General features: G+C 74.3%; 14 protein-coding genes. 9 read left to right on the top strand and 5 right to left on the bottom strand.

Annotation, left to right across the window (positions count from 1 at the left end):
• Positions 1–133 precede the first annotated feature (133 nt).
• Positions 134–2,884: an FG-GAP-like repeat-containing protein gene (locus BM237_RS20130; RefSeq protein WP_245793807.1), complete on the bottom strand. Its 2,751-nt coding sequence runs from the start codon at positions 2,882–2,884 to the stop codon at positions 134–136.
• A gap of 545 nt (positions 2,885–3,429) precedes the next feature.
• Here BM237_RS20130 and BM237_RS20125 point away from each other — a divergent pair.
• Together BM237_RS20125 and BM237_RS20120 are read left to right on the top strand one after the other, a co-directional pair.
• The gene (locus BM237_RS20125; protein WP_093851108.1) at positions 3,430–4,074 is read left to right on the top strand and encodes an RNA polymerase sigma factor; all 645 of its coding nucleotides are present in this window, start codon (positions 3,430–3,432) and stop codon (positions 4,072–4,074) included.
• The gene (locus tag BM237_RS20120) at positions 4,071–5,249 is read left to right on the top strand and encodes a hypothetical protein (protein ID WP_093851107.1); all 1,179 of its coding nucleotides are present in this window, start codon (positions 4,071–4,073) and stop codon (positions 5,247–5,249) included. Before BM237_RS20125 ends, BM237_RS20120 begins: the two co-directional genes overlap by 4 nt.
• Before the next feature lie 270 nt (positions 5,250–5,519).
• On the opposite strand, the gene BM237_RS20115 is transcribed toward BM237_RS20120, so the two are convergent.
• A complete protein-coding gene (locus tag BM237_RS20115; RefSeq protein ID WP_425443718.1) occupies positions 5,520–6,212 on the bottom strand; it encodes a L,D-transpeptidase family protein in 693 nt (230 codons plus the stop codon).
• 508 nt (positions 6,213–6,720) lie between these two features.
• Between BM237_RS20115 and BM237_RS20110 the strand changes: the two genes are divergently transcribed.
• On the top strand, positions 6,721–8,331 hold the full coding sequence (locus BM237_RS20110) for an acyl-CoA mutase large subunit family protein (protein ID WP_093851105.1): 1,611 nt from the start codon (positions 6,721–6,723) through the stop codon (positions 8,329–8,331).
• Between the two features lie 80 nt (positions 8,332–8,411).
• Here the strand turns inward: BM237_RS20110 and BM237_RS28790 are convergent, their stop codons facing one another.
• The 3 genes from BM237_RS28790 to BM237_RS20100 all read right to left on the bottom strand — a co-directional run bounded on the left by BM237_RS28790 (position 8,412) and on the right by BM237_RS20100 (position 11,247).
• On the bottom strand, positions 8,412–8,564 hold the full coding sequence (locus BM237_RS28790; protein ID WP_107415246.1) for an SCO1431 family membrane protein: 153 nt from the start codon (positions 8,562–8,564) through the stop codon (positions 8,412–8,414).
• 290 nt (positions 8,565–8,854) lie between these two features.
• Positions 8,855–10,222 carry a hypothetical protein gene (locus BM237_RS20105; protein ID WP_093851104.1) on the bottom strand — a complete coding sequence of 456 codons (1,368 nt, stop codon included), beginning with the start codon at positions 10,220–10,222 and terminating at the stop codon, positions 8,855–8,857.
• Positions 10,219–11,247 carry a glycosyltransferase family 2 protein gene (locus BM237_RS20100; protein ID WP_093851103.1) on the bottom strand — a complete coding sequence of 343 codons (1,029 nt, stop codon included), beginning with the start codon at positions 11,245–11,247 and terminating at the stop codon, positions 10,219–10,221. The genes BM237_RS20105 and BM237_RS20100 overlap by 4 nt, the downstream gene beginning before the upstream one ends.
• A 187-nt stretch (positions 11,248–11,434) precedes the next feature.
• Between BM237_RS20100 and BM237_RS20095 the strand changes: the two genes are divergently transcribed.
• The 6 genes from BM237_RS20095 to BM237_RS20070 all read left to right on the top strand — a co-directional run bounded on the left by BM237_RS20095 (position 11,435) and on the right by BM237_RS20070 (position 19,236).
• The gene (locus tag BM237_RS20095; RefSeq protein WP_093851102.1) at positions 11,435–12,781 is read left to right on the top strand and encodes a DUF6716 putative glycosyltransferase; all 1,347 of its coding nucleotides are present in this window, start codon (positions 11,435–11,437) and stop codon (positions 12,779–12,781) included.
• A gap of 47 nt (positions 12,782–12,828) precedes the next feature.
• Positions 12,829–14,058 (top strand): acylneuraminate cytidylyltransferase, encoded by a 1,230-nt coding sequence (locus tag BM237_RS20090; protein ID WP_093851101.1) that lies wholly within the window; start codon positions 12,829–12,831, stop codon positions 14,056–14,058.
• A gap of 2 nt (positions 14,059–14,060) precedes the next feature.
• The gene (locus BM237_RS20085) at positions 14,061–14,996 is read left to right on the top strand and encodes an N-acetylneuraminate synthase family protein (RefSeq protein ID WP_093851100.1); all 936 of its coding nucleotides are present in this window, start codon (positions 14,061–14,063) and stop codon (positions 14,994–14,996) included.
• A gap of 262 nt (positions 14,997–15,258) precedes the next feature.
• Positions 15,259–16,317, top strand: coding sequence for a hypothetical protein (locus BM237_RS20080; protein WP_093851099.1), 1,059 nt, complete (start codon positions 15,259–15,261; stop codon positions 16,315–16,317).
• A gap of 172 nt (positions 16,318–16,489) precedes the next feature.
• Positions 16,490–17,737, top strand: a complete 1,248-nt coding sequence (locus tag BM237_RS20075; RefSeq protein ID WP_093851098.1) for a M20 family metallopeptidase — start codon at positions 16,490–16,492, stop codon at positions 17,735–17,737.
• A gap of 434 nt (positions 17,738–18,171) precedes the next feature.
• The gene (locus BM237_RS20070) at positions 18,172–19,236 is read left to right on the top strand and encodes a BMP family lipoprotein (protein WP_093851097.1); all 1,065 of its coding nucleotides are present in this window, start codon (positions 18,172–18,174) and stop codon (positions 19,234–19,236) included.
• Positions 19,237–19,541 lie beyond the last annotated feature (305 nt).

The following is a 19,541-nucleotide window of genomic DNA, read 5'->3' as shown; positions in this document are numbered from 1 at the left end:
GGAGGAAGGCGGAAGGGACCGGACGGAAGTCCCCCGTCCGGTCCCCCTCCCTCTGTCTCTGCCGGGGCCGCCGGGCGGCCGCCCGGCGGCCGTTCGGCGACCGCCGTTCACCGGCGGCGCACCGCCGGCTCGCTCAGGGAGCCAGCGGATAGCCCAGCCAGGCGCCCGAGGGCGTACCCATGTCGGAGCGGCTGTAGTAGACGGCGCCCGAGGTGGAGACGCCCCGGCTGCCGGCGTCGAACTGGAGGATCGTCCCGTCGAAGGAGTTCTCCCCCGGAGCGCCGACGGCCAGGTCCGCCCGCCCCCAGCCGGACATGTCGGCGAGCAGGACGCCCGCACCGAGCCGGTCGTCGGTCTCGGAGACCCCGCGGACACCGGAGGCGTCCTGATGGAGGCTCAGGGCACCGGAGGTGCTCAGCCCCGAGGAGGTGCCGTACAGCAGGATCGACATGCCCGCGTTCTTGCGGCTCGCGCCGTCGCGGGTGAGGTCCTCGAAGGGCAGGCCGGCGAGGACGTCGGCGTGCCCGTCGCCGTCGACGTCACCCGCCGAGACCGACCAGCCCATGGCGTCCCCGGCCTCGGCGCCTCCCGGAACACCGGAGGTGTCCTGGTGGATCACCTTCCGGCCGGTGGTGGTCGGCCCGTTTGGCGAACCGGGCAGCACGGTGATCTGACCGCCGCGGAAGCCGCTGGACTCGGCCGCGTACGGCTGACCGACGATCAGGTCCGCGTACGCGTCGCCGTCGATGTCGGCCGCGGCGACCGAACGGCCGCCCCTGACGGACGACATGCCCACGTAGGTCAGGCCGTCGGCCGACCCGTTGAGGAGCGTGAGCCGGCCGGTGCCGCCGGAGTCCCGGTGGTTCAGCACCACGTCGGCGTAGCCGTCGCGGTTGAAGTCGCCGGTGGTGGAGGCCAGGGAGTCGATGGCGCCGGTGGTGCCGGTCTTCAGGGCGCCCTTGCGCACGGTGCCGCCGGCGACGTCGAACGCCCACCAGCCGGCCGGTCCGTCGGCGGACGCGGTGAAGACGTCGGCGGTGCCGTCGCTGTCGAAGTCGCCGACGGCGACGGTCGAGCCGAACCGGGCCCCGCCGGTGCGGTCCGCGTCGGCCACGTCCAGCCACTTGGCCTCGGTGAAGCCGGGACCGTACAGGACGGTCACCGCACCGGAGTCGGCGTTGCCCGCCGTGTCGTCCTCGCCGGGCGCGCCGATCGCCAGGTCGGCGTGCCCGTCGCCGTTGATGTCGCCGTACGCGACCGCCCCGCCCCAGTTGTCACCGGTCTCGGAGGCGCCGGGGACACCCGGGCTGGACTGGGAGAGGGTGATCCTGGCGGCGGCCACCGGGCCGTCCACGCCGCCGGGCGCCACGCTGACGGTGCCGGCCTTGGCCTTGCCGCCCACGGCGGCGCGGGGGGTGCCCACGGCCATGTCGCCCATGCCGTCGCGGTTGAAGTCGGCGGTGGGAGTCGCGGAGCTCGCGGCCGGGCTCGCGGCGAAGCGCCGGATCTCCGGCAGCTCCTCGTACAGCGTCTGGCCCGGGCACACGGTGTTGTAGCCGTCGCGGTGGCCGGAGATGGTGCGCAGGGTGGCCTGCTCACCCTCCTCCCACACGCCGGTGTTCCCCATGGCGGTGAGTGTCACCCTGCCGGTGGGGTCCACGCCGTACTGGCCGAGCTTCCAGGCGGCGATCCTGGCGACGGCGCCGGTCACGTCGGGGGTGGGCACGTCGCCCGCGGCGTAGTTGCCGATCACCGCGATGCCGGTGGAGTAGCTGTTGAAGCCGTAGGTGTGCGCGCCCACCACGGGCAGGTCGGCGCCGCCGTGCCGGCCCTCGAAGATCGTGCCGCACTTGTCGACCAGGAAGTTGTAGCCCAGGTCGTTCCAGCCGTTGCTCTTGACGTGGAACGTCATCAGCGAGCGCACGATCGCGGCCGAGTCGGAACAGGTGTAGTTGATGTCCTCGAGCGCCGTGTGGTGGACGAAGGCCGCCTGGATGCCGTCCTCCAGGTACGCCGACGGCTCCTCGACCATGGACTCGTCGGCGCCCCAGGCGGCGCGCGGGACGATCGGCGGCCGGGTGACCGTGGACTCGGGTGCGGTCGGCACGGTCGGGGTCGGCGACGGGTCGGCCGTCGGGCTTTCGGAGGCGCCCGGCCCGGTGGGCTCGGTCCCGGTGGGAGTGGGCTCGGTGGTGCCCGCGGCGGTGGACTCCGTCCCCGTGGGCTCCGGCTCGGCGGGTGACGCCGAGGCGCCGTCCGCCGGGTCGCTCGCGGTGGCGGTGGGCGCCGGGTCCTCGGCGACGTAGGCGGCGGGCCGCATGCCCGTGTCCACGGCCGTCTCGAAGGCCGCCGGGCCGAGGTCGGCCGTGTTCGCCTCCTTCGCCTCGCGCGGTGTCACACCCGGGTCGACCAGATCCAGCCGCATCCCGGCGGGGAACTCGTCACTGGCCTGCCCGTCGGCGGAGACCACCCGGGCCTCGACGCCGTCGGAGGGGCCGACCCAGCGGGGCGCGGTCGCGCCGCGGGCCGTGGCCTCCCGGCCCTCCTCGCCCTCGGGGACGTGGATGTCCAGATCCAGTTCCTGCCACGGCGTCCACCGGCCGGTCTCGATGTCGCGGGTGCGCACCTCGGCCCGGCCGCCGATCTCCGCGGTCGCCCGGGGCCAGGAGATGCCCAACAGGCTGAACGGCTTGGTGTCGCGGCGGGTCACACCGCTGTGCCCCTCGCCCCTGGTCTTCAGGCTCACGGAGTACACCCTGACCGGCGACGCGGCCACGGAGTTCCCCTTGTCCTCGGGCGGATTGGCCACGGCGACGGTCACCACACCGGCTCCGCCCACCGCGACGGCCCCCAGGGTCAGCCAGGTCCGCCTCTTCAGACTCAATGTTCTGCGCGCTCGTGTTCTTCGCGGACTCAAGTCCCGCCCCTTGTCGTCTGGATCGATCGTCCAAAGACTCGCTCGCCCCGCGTCCGTCACGGGGCACTTCGGTAGGCGCTCACCGTAGAGGAAACGTCACTCCGGGGCAGAGGCGGGTACTCAACCGTTACAGGGCGGGCCCGCGACCGGGCCGGGAATGCGAAGACGGCCGGGGTCGCCACCCCCCACAGGAGAGACCCCGGCCGCCGTCGAGTACGGACCGCCGCGCCGAGCGAGGTCCGTCAAACCCATCAGCGCCGGGAGGCCGAAAACTGTTACTCCCCCGCTCTCCTCCCCTCCCACAATTCCTCCGCCCCGTCTTCGCCGCCCGTCCCCGCGCCCTTCCCGCCGCCTTCAACTCGGTAACTACCGCCCCGTCCGCATGGACGGGAGCGCACACTAGGTCGTAGCGTTCTGCTTCGCATCGACGCAGATCGAAGCATCACGGCGGGACCGCGCTCGGCCAGGGGCGCGGGAGAGCGCTACATCGCGAAGTGGGGCAGGACTAAGGCGTGCAGGGGGAAGACGCGGAACTCACCGCAGCGGTGCGGGCGGCGCGTGAGGGGGACGAATGCGCCTTCCGCACCGTCTACCGCGCCGTGCATCCCCGCCTGCTGGGATACGTGCGGACGCTGGTCCCGGACGCGGACGCGGAGGACGTCGCCTCCGAGGCGTGGCTGCAGATCGCCCGGGACATCGACCGGTTCGACGGGGACGCCGACCGCTTCCGCGGCTGGACGGCGCGGATCGCCCGCAACCGCGCGCTCGACCACATCCGGGCGCGGGGGCGGCGGCCCGTCTCCAGCCCGGTCGACGACGACAACGAACTGGCGGTGCTGCCCGCCGGATCCGACACCTTCGACGAGGCCCTGGAGTCGATCGGCACCGGGCACACCATGGCCCTGATCTCCCGGCTGCCGCGCGACCAGGCCGAGGCCGTCGTGCTCAGGGTCGTCGTCGGCCTCGACGCCAAGGGGGCCGCGCAGGTGCTGGGCAAGAGGCCGGGCGCGGTGCGCACCGCCGCGCACCGGGGTCTGCGGAAGCTGGCGGAACTGCTGGAGGGGGAGGAAGGGGCCGGTGACGGGGTGCCCGCACCCAGGGCCGGAACCGCACGGAGTGTGACGGAAAAGGCCAGACGGACGCTGAGGGAAACGTGAGGGCCGACGACCGGTACAGCTGGCTGGACGAGGAGACCGCGGAGCGCCTGCTGCGCGGACGGTCGGCCCACCCCTCGCCGTTTGCGGGCGAAGCGGGTGCGTCGGCGCTGGCCGAGGCCCTCGACAGACTCGCCGCCGTCCCCGCGACCGCTGCCGCCACAGCAGGTCGCGCCGCCGCCTCCGGCGCGCGTGACGACGGTGAGCTGCCCGGGGAGGCCGCCGCGCTGGCGGCCTTCCGGGCAGCCCGCGCACGGCCCGGGAGCGGAGCCGGGGCCGGTGCCGCCGGGCGCCGGGGCCGGCTGCGGTCGCTCGGCCGCCCCCTGCGGATGGGTATCGCCGGGCTGGCGCTCGGCGGGGTGCTCGGCGGGGTCGCCATCGCGGCCGGCAGCGGAGTGCTGCCCGCGCCGTTCGGGGGAGGGAACGGCTCGCCCGTCCCGTCGGCGAGCGTGTCCGCCGGACCGGACGGACTCCTCCCGCCGCCCGCCGGCACCGCCGGCTCCCTCTCCGGCCGGCCGGAGAGAGACGGCGGACGGGAGCACGGCGGAGGAGAGGACGAGGAGCGCGGCGGCCAGGGAGTCCCGGGCTACGGCGATCCGGCCGGCACCGGCCCCGGCGGGCGGCCGGCCGAGAGCGGCTCACCGACCCCGGGGAGGGACGGCGCGGACGACCGGGCCGGGGACGCCGGTTCCGGGCAGCCTCAGGCGCAAGCGCGTCTGCGGGAACTGTGCGAGGAGTTGCTGGGCGGTGAGCTGGACCGGAGTGAACGCGCCGAACTGGAGCGGGCCGCGGGAGGTCCGGAGAAGGTGGACGGCTACTGCGGTCGGTCCGGTGCGGCGGCCGGAGGCGCCGGCAGCGGTACGGGTGACGGGTCCGCCTCGGGCGGGTCGTCCGGTGGTTCCTCCGGCGGGTCGTCGGGCGGTTCCTCCGGCACGGGTGACTTCGAGCGCCCCGCCACGGACGGCGGTCAGGGCGGCACCGGGGACGGCACCGAGGGCGGGGACGCCATCCCCGAGGAGATCGGCGACACACTGCCCGACGAGGAGGACGGCGAGGCCTTCCCCGCCGGGAACGGGACGACCGACCCCGCGGCTCCCGACGATCCCGCCGGCCCCGGACGGCTCCCGGAGGCTCCGGCCCCCTCCGGGGGCGCCGCGACGGCCGGTCCCGCCTCCTGACCCCGGCCGGACCGGCCCCCGGGAACACGCGCCGACGGTCGTGTGACCGGCCTCACCGAAGCCCGCCGCCCGGCGGGTGTGACACTTTTCGGCCCGCGGACGCAGTACAGAACAAGCCGACTGGTCATCGGCGAGCGCGCCACCCAAGGTTCCCCCCGTACCTGCGGGATGCGCGTAGCGCGGGCGGGGCACGTTCCCCCGGCCCCGCCCGCGCCTCTTCACTCCGGTTCACACCGGCCCGCGCCCCGCTCCTCAAGGGCGCCGGGGACGTCAGTAGACGATCACCTTCTCGCCCACCCTCACCTGCTCGAAGAGCGCGGCGACCTTCTTCCTGTCCCGTACGTTGACACAGCCGTGCGAGGCTCCGTTGTAGCCGTTGGCGGCGAAGTCCGCGGAGTAGTGCACCGCCTGGCCGCCGCTGAAGAACATCGCGTACGGCATCGGGGTGTCGTAGAGCGTGGAGTGGTGGTCCCGGCTCTTGAAGGTGACGCCGAACTCGCCCTCGCGGGTCGGGGTGAGCTCCGAGCCGAAGCGCACGTCCATGGCGGAGACGATCTTCCCGTCGATCATCCAGGCCAGCGTCCGGCTCTCCTTGCTGATGCACAGCGCCCGGCCCGTCAGGCACCTGGGATCGGGGTCGGACACCGGACGGGTGGTGGGCGGGTACAGCTCCGCCCGCGTGGGCTTCCTCGTCCGCGCCGTCAGATCGTTCCAGGTGGCCCGGGTGACCCGGCCGTCCGCCGTCAGACCCCGCCGTTTCTGGAAGGCGGACACGGACGCGGTGGTGACCGGGCCGTAGTAGCCGGTCGGGTTGAGGTCGAAGTGCCCGGCCTGGCGCAGCCGCGCCTGGAGTTCACGGACCCTCTCGCCCCGCGCGCCCTCCCGCATCATCGGCGCCGGCGCGGGCGGCGCGGTGGACGCCGACGGCGTGCCGGGCGGCGCCGGGGGCCGTGAGGCGGACACCGGCGGAGTACCGGGCGGCGCCGAGGCGGGCCGTTCCCCCTCCTCGCCCGCCGACGGCGTCGGCGTGGGCGTCGGATCGGGCGCGGGTGTGCTCCGCGTCACGGACGGTGCGGGCGGCGACGCCGTGGCCGCCGCGGGCGACTGGAGCCGAGTATCCGTCTGCTGCGCCGTGCACCCCGCCCCCAGCAGCACCGCGGCCGCCGCGGCGAGCGCGGCACGGCCCGCCGGCCCGCGCCGCACGGATTCCCCCCAGGACATCGAAACCCCTCCAATCAGCCGGACCTTCACCGGTTTTCCCCACCTGTGTGGATTCCCGGCAGTCAGACTGCCCGAACCGGGGACGCCGGACCACCCCCCCGGCGGTTCCGCGCGCGGCGCCCGCGCGGGCCCTTCCGCGCACCACCCCGCTCGTTTGTGAGCAAGGTCCCAGGCTGTGGCTCTCCCACCGCTCTCCCGCCGATCGCTACAGTCCGTATCGGACAGGGCGACGAAGCGGGAGGCACCGAACATGGCACGCGAGACTGGCCGCGGGACCGGCAAGGACCGGCTCAGCGAGAGCGGGCTGCCGATCGAGCCGGTCTACGGACCCGAATCGCTCCGGGACTGGGACCCGGAGACGAAGCTGGGCGAGCCCGGTTCGTACCCGTACACGCGGGGCGTGTACCCGACGATGTACACCGGGCGGCCGTGGACGATGCGCCAGTACGCCGGCTTCGGCACGGCGGTGGAGTCCAACGCCCGCTACAAGCAGCTGATCGCCAACGGCACCATGGGCCTGTCGGTCGCCTTCGACCTGCCGACCCAGATGGGCCACGACTCCGACGCCCCCATCGCGCACGGCGAGGTCGGCAAGGTCGGCGTGGCGATCGACTCGATCGACGACATGCGGGTGCTGTTCGACGGCATCCCGCTGGGCGAGGTCTCCACCTCGATGACCATCAACGCCCCCGCCGCCGTGCTGCTGCTGCTCTACCAGCTGGTGGCCGAGGAGCAGGGCGTGCCCTCGCGGAAGCTGACGGGCACCATCCAGAACGACGTGCTCAAGGAGTACATCGCCCGCGGCACCTACATCTTCCCGCCCAAGCCCTCGCTGCGGCTGATCGCGGACATCTTCAAGTACTGCCGGGCCGAGATCCCGCGCTGGAACACCATCTCCATCTCCGGCTACCACATGGCCGAGGCCGGGGCGACGCCCGCGCAGGAGATCGCCTTCACCCTCGCCGACGGCATCGAGTACGTGCGCACGGCGGTGGCGGCCGGGATGGACGTGGACGACTTCGCCCCCAGGCTGTCGTTCTTCTTCGTCGCGCGCACCACGATCCTGGAGGAGGTGGCCAAGTTCCGCGCCGCCCGCCGGATCTGGGCGCGGGTGATGAAGGAGGAGTTCGGGGCCAAGAACCCCAAGTCGATGATGCTGCGCTTCCACACCCAGACCGCGGGCGTGCAGCTCACCGCGCAGCAGCCCGAGGTGAACCTGGTGCGCGTGGCCGTCCAGGGCCTGGGCGCGGTGCTGGGCGGCACCCAGTCGCTGCACACCAACTCCTACGACGAGGCCATCGCGCTGCCCACCGACAAGTCCGCCCGCCTGGCGCTGCGCACCCAGCAGGTGCTGGCCTACGAGACGGACGTGACCGCCACCGTCGACCCCTTCGCCGGGTCGTACGTGGTGGAGTCGATGACCGACGAGGTCGAGGCCGCCGCGCTGGAGCTGATGGGCAAGGTCGAGGAGCTGGGCGGCGCGGTCAACGCCATCGAACACGGCTACCAGAAGGGCGAGATCGAGCGCAGCGCGTACGCCATCGCCCAGGAGACCGACTCCGGCGAGCGCGTCGTCGTCGGCGTCAACCGGTTCCAGCTCGACGAGGAGGAACCGTACGAGCCGCTGAGGGTGGACCCGGCCATCGAGGCCCAGCAGGCCGAGCGGCTGGCGCGGCTGCGCGCCGAGCGCGACCAGCAGGCCGTGGACGGGGCACTGGCCGAACTGCGCAAGGCGGCCGAGGGCAGCGACAACGTGCTCTACCCGATGAAGGAGGCGCTGCGGGCCCGCGCCACCGTCGGCGAGGTCTGCAACACCCTGCGGGAGGTGTGGGGCGCCTACGTCCCCACCGACGCCTTCTGAGCACCGCGCCGACACGGGGACGTCCCCGGCGGAAGACCGCCGGGGACGTCCCCGTGTGCGCGGTGCGCGCGCTGGGGGCGTCAGAGCAGGCCGAGCCCGGTGACGATCACGGAGACCAGCACGGTGAGCGTCCAGCCGAGCGCCTGCTCGACCAGCTTCTCGCGGTCCTCCTCGGAGGGGCCGCCGGTACGGAGCCGGAGTGCCGGGATGGTCGCCGCCGTCGTGTGGCCCATGGTGGTCCCCTCGTCTCGCCTCGTGGCGCGCCGGTGTGCGGGGCGCCGGTGCGCCTTTGGTGTGCCTGTGTCCGTGATCGCCGCGAATGGGCGTCGCGGATCTCCAGCATGAGGGGGCCCGCGCCGTTTAAACAGAGACGCAGATCACCCCGCGGCCGCGCACCGGTGGCCCAGCCGTGCCCAACACACCGTCCACCCTGCGGTGATGGGCCCGCCGGGGTCCGGGCGGCCGTGCGGCTGTGACGAACGGCACAGGCGGCCCCGGCCGTACGCGTACCCACGCGGCCCGCTCACCGGCGCGCCCTCCGCCCCAGCGCGCGGGCCCGCCGCGCCGCGCGCCGCACCGCCGGACTGCGGACGACCGGCCCCAGCCCGGCGGGGAGGCCGCCGGGCAGGGCGAGGGAGGCCAGCAGCCGGCGCGGGAACCAGCGCCGCACACGCTCCTCGGGATGGGCGGCCAGGAAGCGCTCGGTCTCGCCGCGCAGCCCCGGGTTGACCCGCGGCTGCGCGCAGAACGCCACCGCCCGCACCAGCCGGGCCAGTTCGGAGAGCTCGGCGGGATCGGAGAGCTCGGCGGCGCCGGCCGGGCCGGCGGGACAGGCCTCGCCCGGCAGCAGCGCGTCCGCGATCACCGCCGCGACCGGCCCGCCCCCCTCGTACGCGCCCGCGCCGGAGGAGTGGACGGCCGTACCGCCGTGGGAGGCGGGCAGACCGTGGACCGTGCTCGCGGCCAGCAGCGCCCCGAAGGAGCGACCGGTCACCAGCGCCGGGCGCAGCCGCTCGTACAGCGCCTCCACCGGCTGCGCGCCCCGCGGTTCGTACAGCTCCAGGCCCAGCTCCGCGGCCCGCCGCGCGATCCCCGGCACCCGGTGCGCGGGGTCGGCGGGATGGGGCGCGAGGACCACCGCGCGGTGGCCGGCCTCCCGCAGACCGCGCAGCAGCCGCCCGTACACCCGCTCCTCCTCACCGGGAGGGAGCGCGCCGGGAGCGTGCGGGTCCTGTCCGAGCAGCACCACCGCCCCCTCGGGCGCGCCCGGGTCCGGCAGTTCCCGCGCCGCCCGGGCGGCGACGGCCCGCAGGGCCTCGCCGGGCACCGCCTCGGCCGCGACGCCGAACTCCGCCAGCAGCAGCGGCCGCAGCCCGGGCGCCAGGCCGGGGTGGAGCAGCCGCCGCACCCGGGTGCCCACCAGTGGGTCCAGCCTGCCGGGGGTGGGCCCGTAGGCCGACAGCCCGGTGGCGTACACCGTCAGAGGGGCGTCGGGGAAGATCCGAGCCAGCGCCTGCCCCGGACCTGCCTCGACGCGCTCAACCACCAGCTCGACCGCCGCGTCGCCCAGGCCCCACAGGGAGCGCAGCTGCCTCTCCCACAGGGGCGCGTCGTCAGGGCGCGGCGCCCAGGCGGCGGGGTGAAGCGGGGCGAGGGCGGCGTTCCAGGACAGCACCCGGCCGAAGCGGTCGCGCAGCGGCCGGAAGCCGGGCAGGGCGTCCGGGGCGGGGGCGGTCTCGGGGACCGGGGCGGTGTTCGCGACCAGCAGCAGCCGCTCGCGGACCGTCCCCAGCAGGCCCGCGTCCGCCGCGGCGGCCAGCAGCGCCGCGCCGTGCGGGGTGGAGGCCACCAGCAGCCGCACCGGGGAGGTGTTCCGGCGGGTCGCGGTCATCGGGCGGCCTCCGCCGGGGACGCGGCGGGCGGCACGGCGGAGGACACGGCGGAGGACACGGAGGGGCGGTGGCGCAGCCGGCGCAGCGGCGCGGCGCGCTCGGCGTCCATGGAGTCCAGTGCCTGCGACACCAGATCGCCGGGCATCCGGCGCAGGGCCGCCGCGCAGCGGGCGCGCAGCGTGCGGCGCAGCCGCGGCTCGAAGCGGTCGCCGGTCAGATGGTGGTGGATGACCGCGCAGTAGGTGCGCACGGCCTTCGGCAGCAGCGCGGCGGCCTCCCGGTCCCGGGAGGTCTCCTCCACCAGCAGGTCGTAGGCGCGCAGGAAGTCGAGCTGCCGCTCGTCGCCGATCCGGGTGAGCGAGGTGGCCACCCCGCGCCGGTAGAAGACGCCGGTCAGGCCGACCACGGCGAAGGACGCCGCCTCGCGGTGCAGCCGCCAGATCCAGGGCCGGTCCTCGGCGGTGTGCAGACCGTCGTCGAAACGCAGGAGGCCGGAGTCGAGCAGCCGCCGGTGGTAGACGCCGGCCCAGGCGTAGGCGTAGTCGACGGCGGTGGTGCGGTGTGCGGGGAGGATGGCGTCGCGCGGGTTCAGCACGGTGCCCCGGCGGCCCTCGGGCGCCCGGGCCAGGGTGCGCCGGCGGCCGGTGCTGCGCACATGGTCGGTGCGCAGGAAGTCGCAGCCCAGCGCCTCGGCGGCGGCGAGCAGTTCGCGGTAGTGGCCGGGGGCGGCCCAGTCGTCGCCGTCGAGGAAGGCGACGTACCGTCCGCGCGCGGCGTCCAGGCCGGTGTTGCGGGCGCGGGCCACACCGCCCTGCGTCCGGTGGCGCACGACGACCGATCCGGGGATTTCCTTTTCCGCGCGTTCCAGGAGTTCCGAGGTGCCGTCGGTGGAGAAGTCGTCGACCAGAATGAATTCGATGTCCCCCTTTCCGAAGTCCGCCGAGTTGGCGCGCAGACTCCGGAGGGTGTCGGGGGCGTACGGCCGAACATTGCGGAACGGCACGATGACGGAGAGCTTGACCACTCCGGAGAGGTTAGGGGTCCGATCGTCATCGGCGCTGTCCAGCGGTGTACGGGCGGGTGAAATCGCGGTGGCGGAACGGTGAACCCCGCTTTCCGGAAGGCTGGTTGGCCTTCCGTCGGTGTGCTGTTAACCGTCTGTTGTGTTCGCGTTGGGCCGAGAATCGGAATGTCTTTCTAGCGTCTTCGACGTGCCATCACGTACCGCTTCGGATTCCCCGGACAGCGCTCCGGACAACACCACGCGCATTGCCGTCCTCGCCGATTCCGACACCCGCTGGAAATGGGGTGCGCTCACCGCGCACCGCATCGTCCCCGGCGCGCGCATCGATGGACTGCTGCTGCGCGGCCGGGCCACCCCGACCGCCCGCCAGCTCGACGAGGTGGGCGTGCGCGCCGCCTCGCTGCGCGAGGTGACGGCCGAACAGTTCCTGGGGCAGGCCGACCGCGACACCTACGACGTGGTGGTGCTCTCCTGCGTCGGCGGCACCGTCCAGGCGATGCTGCACGGGCTGTCCCACCGCCTGGAGGGAAGCGGGCGCCGTCCGGTCACCGTCACCGGCTACGTCGGCGTCGTCTACGAGAAGCTCGCCGACGGGCTGCTGCTGCGGCACGGCGCGGACGTCGTCCTGGCCAACTCCGCCCACGACGCCGAGCGCTTCCGCACGGTCTACGAGGGGGTCGGCGCGGACGCCGGCGCCGTCGTGGAGTGCGCGCTGCCCTTCCTGGGGGGCGAGCCGTACCGGGAGTCCGACGAGCGGCCGTACACGGTCGTCTTCGCCGTCCAGCCCTCCGTCCCCGCCTCCCGCGCCGACCGCGAGTACCTGCTGCGCCGCGCCGCCGGGCACGCCCGCCGCCACCCCGACCGCGAGGTGCTGGTGAAGCTGCGCAGCAGGCCGGGCGAGCACACCACGCACATCGAGGAGCAGCCCTACCAGAAGCTCGCGGCGCGGATCCCCGGCGGACTGCCGGACAACTGCCGCCTGGTCTACGGCCACATGGGCGAGGTACTGGACCGCACCGACCTGCTGGTCACCGTCAGCTCCACCGCCGCCCTGGAGTCGCTGCACCGGGGCATCCCCACCGCGATCCTCACCGACCTCGGCGTCCGCGAGGCGCTGGGCAACCACCACTTCGTCGGCTCGGGCTGCCTGACCTCCTGGGACCGGCTCGACTCCGGGCTGCTGCCGAAGGCCGACCCGGCGTGGACGGCCCGGCAGGGCGTCGTCGCCGACGGCTCCTACGAGGCGGCCTTCGACGCCGCCCGCGAGCGTGTCGCAGAGCTCCTGGCCCGCCCCGCCCTGCCGCCGGTCGCCCCCTACTACACGCTCGCCACCGCCCCCGGTTACCTCCCCGGCATCCTCGACCGCCACGGGCTCGACCCCTCGGGCGCGCCCCGGCCGGGCGCGCGGGCCGGCCGGCCCGCCTCCGGGCTGCGCCGGGCCGTCCGGGCGGCCGTGCGGGACGCGGCGCGCGGGGCGTACCGCCACGGCGTCCAGCGCGTGGCGCCGGTCATCCGCCGGATGGGGGAGCTGTGACCGCGTCCGACACCCCTCAGACCGCAGACCGGCAAGGAGCCCCTCCCGTGTCCCCGAACAGTCCCGCAGTCCTCGCCGTGATCCCCGCTCGCGGCGGATCCAAGGGCGTGCCCGCGAAGAACCTCGCCACCGTCGGGGGAGTGCCGCTGGTGGTGCGCGCGGTACGGGAGTGCCTGGCGGCGCGGGGCGTGACGCACACGGTCGTCTCCACCGACGACGAGGCCATCGCCGAGGCCGCCCGCGGCGCGGGCGCCGAGGTGGTGCGGCGGCCCGCCGGCATCGCGGGCGACACCGCCACCAGCGAGGCCGCCGTCCTGCACGCCATGGACGTCCACGCCGAGCGGCACGGGCGGGCGGCCGAGGTGGTGCTGCTGGTGCAGTGCACCAGCCCCTTCCTCACCCGCGAGGACGTCGAGGGCGTGGCCGCCGCGGTGGCCGGCGGCGCCGACAGCGCGCTGACCGTCGCCCCCTTCCACGGCTTCGTCTGGCGCGACGGGGCCGCCGGGGACCTCGGCGGGGACTCCGAAGGCGCCGCGGACGGCGGGAACGGCGTCAACCACGACAAGGCGTACCGCCCGCGCCGCCAGGACCGGCCGCAGGACCTGCTGGAGACCGGCGCCGCGTACGCGATGCGCGCCGACGGCTTCCGCGAGGCCGGGCACCGCTTCTTCGGCCGCACCGAACTGGTGCGCACCGACCCGGCGCGCGTGCTGGAGGTCGACGACCCGCACGACCTCGCCCGCGCCCGCGCACTCGCACCGCTGCTCGACGGCGGGACGGACGGGCGCCCCGGCGCGCTTCCGGCCCGCGACGACGTCGACGCGGTCGTACTCGACTTCGACGGCACCCAGACCGACGACCGGGTGTACGTCGACTCCGACGGACGGGAGACGGTCGCGGTCCACCGCGGCGACGGGCTCGGCATCGCCGCCCTGCGCCGCGCCGGACTGCCGCTGCTGATCCTGTCCACGGAGGAGAACCCGGTGGTCGCCGCACGGGCCCGCAAGCTGCGGATCCCCGTGCTCCACGGCGTCGACCGGAAGGACCTCGCCCTCAAGCAGTGGTGCGAGGAGCAGGGCATCGCGCCGGAGCGCGTGCTCTACGTCGGAAACGACGTCAACGACCTGCCGTGCTTCGGCCTGGTCGGCTGGCCCGTCGCCGTGGCCAGTGCCCACGACGTCGTACGCGGCGCAGCCCGCGCGGTCACCTCCACTCCCGGAGGGGCCGGTGCGATCCGCGAGATCGCCTCGTGGATCCTCGGAAAGGAACTGTCTTGAGCATGACCAGCCCCCGCCTCCGTACCCTCGGCGCCAAGACCGTGGGCCCGGGCCACCCGGTCTACGTCACCGGCGAGATCGGCATCAACCACAACGGCGAGCTGGAGAACGCGTTCGCCCTGATCGACGCCGCCGCCGACGCCGGCTGCGACGCCGTGAAGTTCCAGAAGCGCACCCCGGAGGTCTGCACCCCGCGCGACCAGTGGGAGATCGAGCGCGACACCCCCTGGGGCCGGATGACCTACATCGACTACCGCCACCGCGTCGAGTTCGACGAGGAGGGCTACCGGGCCATCGACGCCTACTGCAAGAAGAAGGGGATCGACTGGTTCGCCTCCCCGTGGGACGTGGAGTCCGTCGCCTTCCTGGAGAAGTTCGACGTGCCCTGCTACAAGGTCGCCTCCGCCTCCCTGACCGACGACGAGCTGCTGCGCGCCATGCGCGCCACCGGCCGCACCGTCATCCTCTCCACCGGCATGTCCACGCCGAAGCAGATCCGGCACGCGGTGGAGGTGCTGGGCAGCGAGAACATCGTGCTCTGCCACGCCACCAGCACCTACCCGGCCAAGGCCGAGGAGCTCAACCTGCGGATGATCCACACCCTGCAGGCCGAGTACCCCAACGTGCCGATCGGCTACTCCGGCCACGAGACGGGCCTGCAGACCACGCTGGCCGCCGTCGCGCTGGGCGCCGCCTTCGTCGAGCGCCACATCACCCTGGACCGCGCGATGTGGGGCTCCGACCAGGCCGCCTCCGTCGAGCCGCAGGGCCTGCAGCGCCTGGTGCGCGACATCCGCACCATCGAGGAGTCCCTCGGTGACGGCGTGAAGAAGGTCTACGACAGCGAGATCGGGCCGATGAAGAAGCTGCGCCGGGTCAAGGGCGTCGTGGCCGAGTCCGAGGAGGCCGCCGCCGGCCGCGAGCCGGCAGCGGTCTGACGGGATCGACGGGCTGACGGGGCGATCCAAGGTGAGCGCAGGCGCAGTCCCCGGCGGGACCCCGGGCGGGGTCCCGCCGCAGCCGGCCCGGAGGCCGGGCACGCCGGGCACGGCCGAGGCGCGTCGGGGGGCGCGTCCTGGCCGCCTCCCCGGAGGCGCCGGCCGTCCCGGGCGTACCGGCCGTCCGGTACGCACCGGTCATCCGGGGCGTACCGGCCGTCCCGGGCGCCGCTCGGGCACCCTCGCCTTCGTCGAGAGCCCGGTGCAGCTCCTCAACGTCCTGGAGTGGGCCCACACCGCAGGGGGCGCGGAGGAGGGGGGCGGCGACCTCACCGTGGTCGTCCTGCCGCCGCGGGAGGCGATGACGCGCGGCCAGCTGCGGCGGATGGCCGAGCTGGCGCGCGACGAGGGGATCGCGGTCCGCTGGGAGGAGGCGCGCGGCGGCGCGGGCGCGCCGCTGCGGACGGTCGCCTCCCTGCTGGGCCCGCTGCGCCGCGCCGCGCGGATCGTGGTGGGCGATCCGTTCTCGCGGTACGTGCAGCTGCTGCTCTCCCTCGCCCGCACCGAGGGGGCCGCACCGGGGGGACCGGCCGCACCGGGGGGCCCGGGAGGTGTGGTGGTGGTCGACGACGGGACGGCCACCATGGAGTTCGTCACCCAGCTCGCCCGCGGCGAGCGCCTGGTGCGGTGGCACCGCAAGGGTGCGGGGGGAGCGCGCGCCGCGCTCTTCGCGCCTGTCTCCGCCTCCGCCCGCCGCCGGATGACGCCGTCGGCGCGCCGGCGGGTCGAGGTGTTCAGCTCGATGCCGGTCGAGGCGCCCGAACATGTGTCGGTCACCCGCAACGACTTCGCCTGGACCCGCGCCCGCTTCGGCCCGCCCGCGCTCACCGGCGGCACCGACCTGGTCGGCACCTCGCTGGTCGAGACCGGTGTGGTGGACCCCGAACGCTATCTGGAGGCCGTCGCCTCCCTGACCCGGGAGCACGGCGCCACCCGCTACTTCGCCCACCGCCGCGAGAGCGCGGACAAGCTGCACCGGATAGCGGCCGGGACGGGGCTGGAGATCGTACGGCCGGACCTCCCGCTGGAACTGGTGGCCCGCCGCGGCCCCATCGGCCGCACCATCGTGAGCTTCCCCTCCACCGTCGTCCACACCCTCCCGCTGGCCCTGGCCGGCACCGGGGTGACGGTCGCGGTCTGCGACGTGGACCCGGCATGGCTGACGGAGGGCGCCTCACCGCGCGCCCGGGGGTTCCTCTCGGGTGTCACCGGCACCGCGCGGGGGGTGCGGCGGCTGCCGTCGGCCCCGCCCGCCTCGTGAACGCGCCCCCGTCCCAGATGCCGGACTGGAGAGCGGGTCGAGCGGAATCGGAGGTCATACCCATCCGCACCAGGCCGTATGCGACCGCTGATTCGTTTTTTCTCCTCTACGGAGGGTGAACTTTCACCGTTCTCTCTGCACACGGCTGTCACCTGGGCTTACCCTCGACAGGGTGAGCCAGTTGTTGTCGCCAGAGTCCAGTATCCGGACCACCGGTGAGACGCCGCTGCCCGGCGCCCTGCCGGAGGCCCTCCGTGCCGAGCTCATCGCCTTCCGCCGGGACCTGCACATGCACCCCGAGCTGGGCCACCAGGAGTTCCGGACCACCGCCGCCATCCGGGAGCGGCTGGAGAAGGCCGGGCTCGCCCCCCGGGTGCTCCCCGGCGGCACGGGACTGATCTGCGACATCCACCCCGGCGGGGCGGACGCCAAGCGCGGTGTGCGCCCGATGCTGGCGCTGCGCGCCGACATCGACGCGCTCCCCATCCCCGATACCAAGACCGTCCCGTACCGCTCGACGGTCCCCGGCCGGGCGCACGCCTGCGGCCACGACGTGCACACCACCGCCGTGCTCGGTGCCGGGCTCGTCCTGGCCGGCCTGGCGCGCCGGGGCGAACTGCCGCACTCGGTGCGGCTGCTGTTCCAGCCCGCCGAGGAGGTGCTGCCGGGCGGCGCGACCGACGCCATCGAGGCCGGGGTGCTGGAGGGGGTGGGCCGGATCGTCGCCGTCCACTGCGACCCCAAGGTCGAGGCCGGGCGCGTCGGCCTGCGCGCCGGACCCATCACCTCCGCCTGCGACCGGCTGGAGCTCTCCCTCGACGGCCCCGGCGGCCACACCGCGCGCCCGCACCTGACCACCGACCTGGTCACGGCGGCGGCCAAGATCGTCACCGAGGTCCCGGCGGTGCTCTCCCGCCGCGTGGACACCCGCGCCGGACTCGCCCTGACCTGGGGACGGCTGGAGGCGGGCCACGCCCCCAACGTCATCCCGCAGCACGCCGAGCTGTCCGGCACCATCCGCTGCCTGGACCTGCCCGCCTGGCGGATCGCGCCCGACCTGGTGCACGCGGCGATCGACGAGGTCGCGACGCTGCACCGCGCCAAGTTCGAGCTCGACTACATCCGCGGCGTCCCCCCGGTGGTCAACGAGCGGGCCACCGCCGAGCTGCTGCGCGACGCCATGGTCTCCCGGCGCGGCCACGACTCGGTCGAGGACACCGAACAGAGCCTGGGCGGCGAGGACTTCTCCTGGTACCTGGAGCACGTCCCCGGCGCGATGGCCCGCCTCGGAGTGCGCCCGCCGGGCGACCGCTCGCCGCGCGACCTGCACCAGGGCGACTTCGACGTCGACGAGAGCGCCATCGAGGCGGGCGTCGAGCTGTTCACGGCCGCCGCCCTGCTGGACGCCGAGCGCGAATAGGGCGCGAGCGCCCGGGCGCCGCCGCCCCGCGGCCACCGCCCGGCGCCGGTGCGCCGGGGGCGCGTGACCAGTCTCACGCCGCGGCCCGGCCGCCGGCCGGCGAGGCGTTCCCGCTCTCCGGCCCTCGCGCTCCCGGGCTCGCCGCGTCCGCCGTCCGGCCTCCGCGGCAGGTGGGAAAGCGCAGGTGGGAGACGGCGGGGGCGGAAGGGCGCGGGCCCGGCGCCACCGCCTGCGACCCCGTCCGGCGTCCGGCGCCCGCGGTGCCCGGCGCCCCGCGGGACGCCTCCGCGTCACCCTCCACAAGGGTGCGGGCACCACCCGTTAACACCGAACTGATAACGGCTCCGCAAGAGCCCTTTTCCTGGCATCTACGCGCGTTACGATGCGGCGGAAGCCAGCGCCAACGGAGGCGCTTCGAGCGAAGGGAAGTCCTCTTGCGCCGGGTAAGCAAGCTCGCTGCCGCGGTCGGCACCGCCGCGGCCCTCGCCCTCAGCGCCACCGCGTGTGGCAGCACATCCACCGAGTCCGGCTCCTCGGACTCCTCCGACTCCGCCAAGAAGGGCAAGGGCATAGCCCTCGCCTACGACGTCGGAGGCCGTGGCGACCAGTCGTTCAACGACGCCGCCTACGCCGGCTTCGAGAAGGCGAAGAAGGAGTTCGGCATCGGCGGCGAGGACGTCGAGCCCTCCGACGGCGAGTCGGACGCCGACAAGGTCCAGCGCCTCACCGACCTGGCCCGCCAGGGCTACAACCCCGTGATCGGTGTGGGCTTCGCCTACGCCAAGCCGATCGAGGAGGTCGCCGAGAAGTTCCCGAAGACCACCTTCGGCCTGATCGACGACAACACCGTCCAGGCGGACAACGTCGCCAACCTCGTCTTCAGCGAGGAGGAGGGCTCCTACCTGGCGGGTGTGGCCGCGGCCAAGGCCACCGAGTCCAAGGTCGTCGGCTTCGTCGGCGGCGTCGAGGTCCCGCTGATCAAGAAGTTCGAGGCGGGCTTCGTCCAGGGCGTGAAGGACACCGACAAGTCCATCGAGGTCAAGACCCAGTACCTGACCCAGCCGCCGAACATGGACGGCTTCTCCAAGCCGGACCTCGGCAAGGAGGCCGCCCGCGGCCAGCTCGACGCCAAGGCCGACGTGATCTACCACGCCGCCGGCCTCGCGGGCCAGGGCGTCATCGAGGCGGTCGCCGCCAAGGACAAGTGGGTCATCGGCGTCGACTCCGACCAGTACGAGCAGAAGACGCTGGCCAAGTACAAGGACAACATCCTGACCTCCATGACCAAGGATGTCTCCGGCGCGGTCTACAACCTGGTCGAGTCCGTCCAGAACGGCGAGCCGATGAGCGGTGAGAGCCGCTTCGACCTGGAGTCCGGCGGCGTCGGCCTGTCCGACTCCAACCCGGCCTTCACCGAGATGACCGAACTCCAGGAGGCCGTGAAGAAGGCCAGGGAGGGCATCATCGGCGGCGAGATCAAGGTCAGCACCGAGTCCTGACCCCTCCCGCCCGACCGATCCGTCCCGGCGCCGGAGCGGAGAGCGGGGCCGGACGTCCGCGCGGCCCGCACGCAAGGCCCCCGGCACGGGCCCGGCCGGAAGAGGACCGCACCGCTCGCGGCGGCGGACCCCTTCCGGCCGGGCCCACCGCACGGAAAACGCTCTACGCGCGTAGTCAACCGTCGAGGCGGTAGCGTCGCCCTCACCCGCACGGCCCGGCGGCCCACCTCCCGGCCACTTCCCCGGTCATCGGCCTCCACCGTGCTCCCTACGAGCCACTCCTTAGCCCGAGGAGAGTGCACCAT

Origin of the sequence: Streptomyces mangrovi, assembly GCF_900114215.1 — a bacterium.
In the GTDB taxonomy this organism is placed as follows: Bacteria; Actinomycetota; Actinomycetes; order Streptomycetales; family Streptomycetaceae; genus Streptomyces; species Streptomyces barkulensis.
The sequence above is the reverse complement of the archived record's forward strand: the minus strand, read 5'-3'. Positions and strand labels throughout refer to the sequence as shown.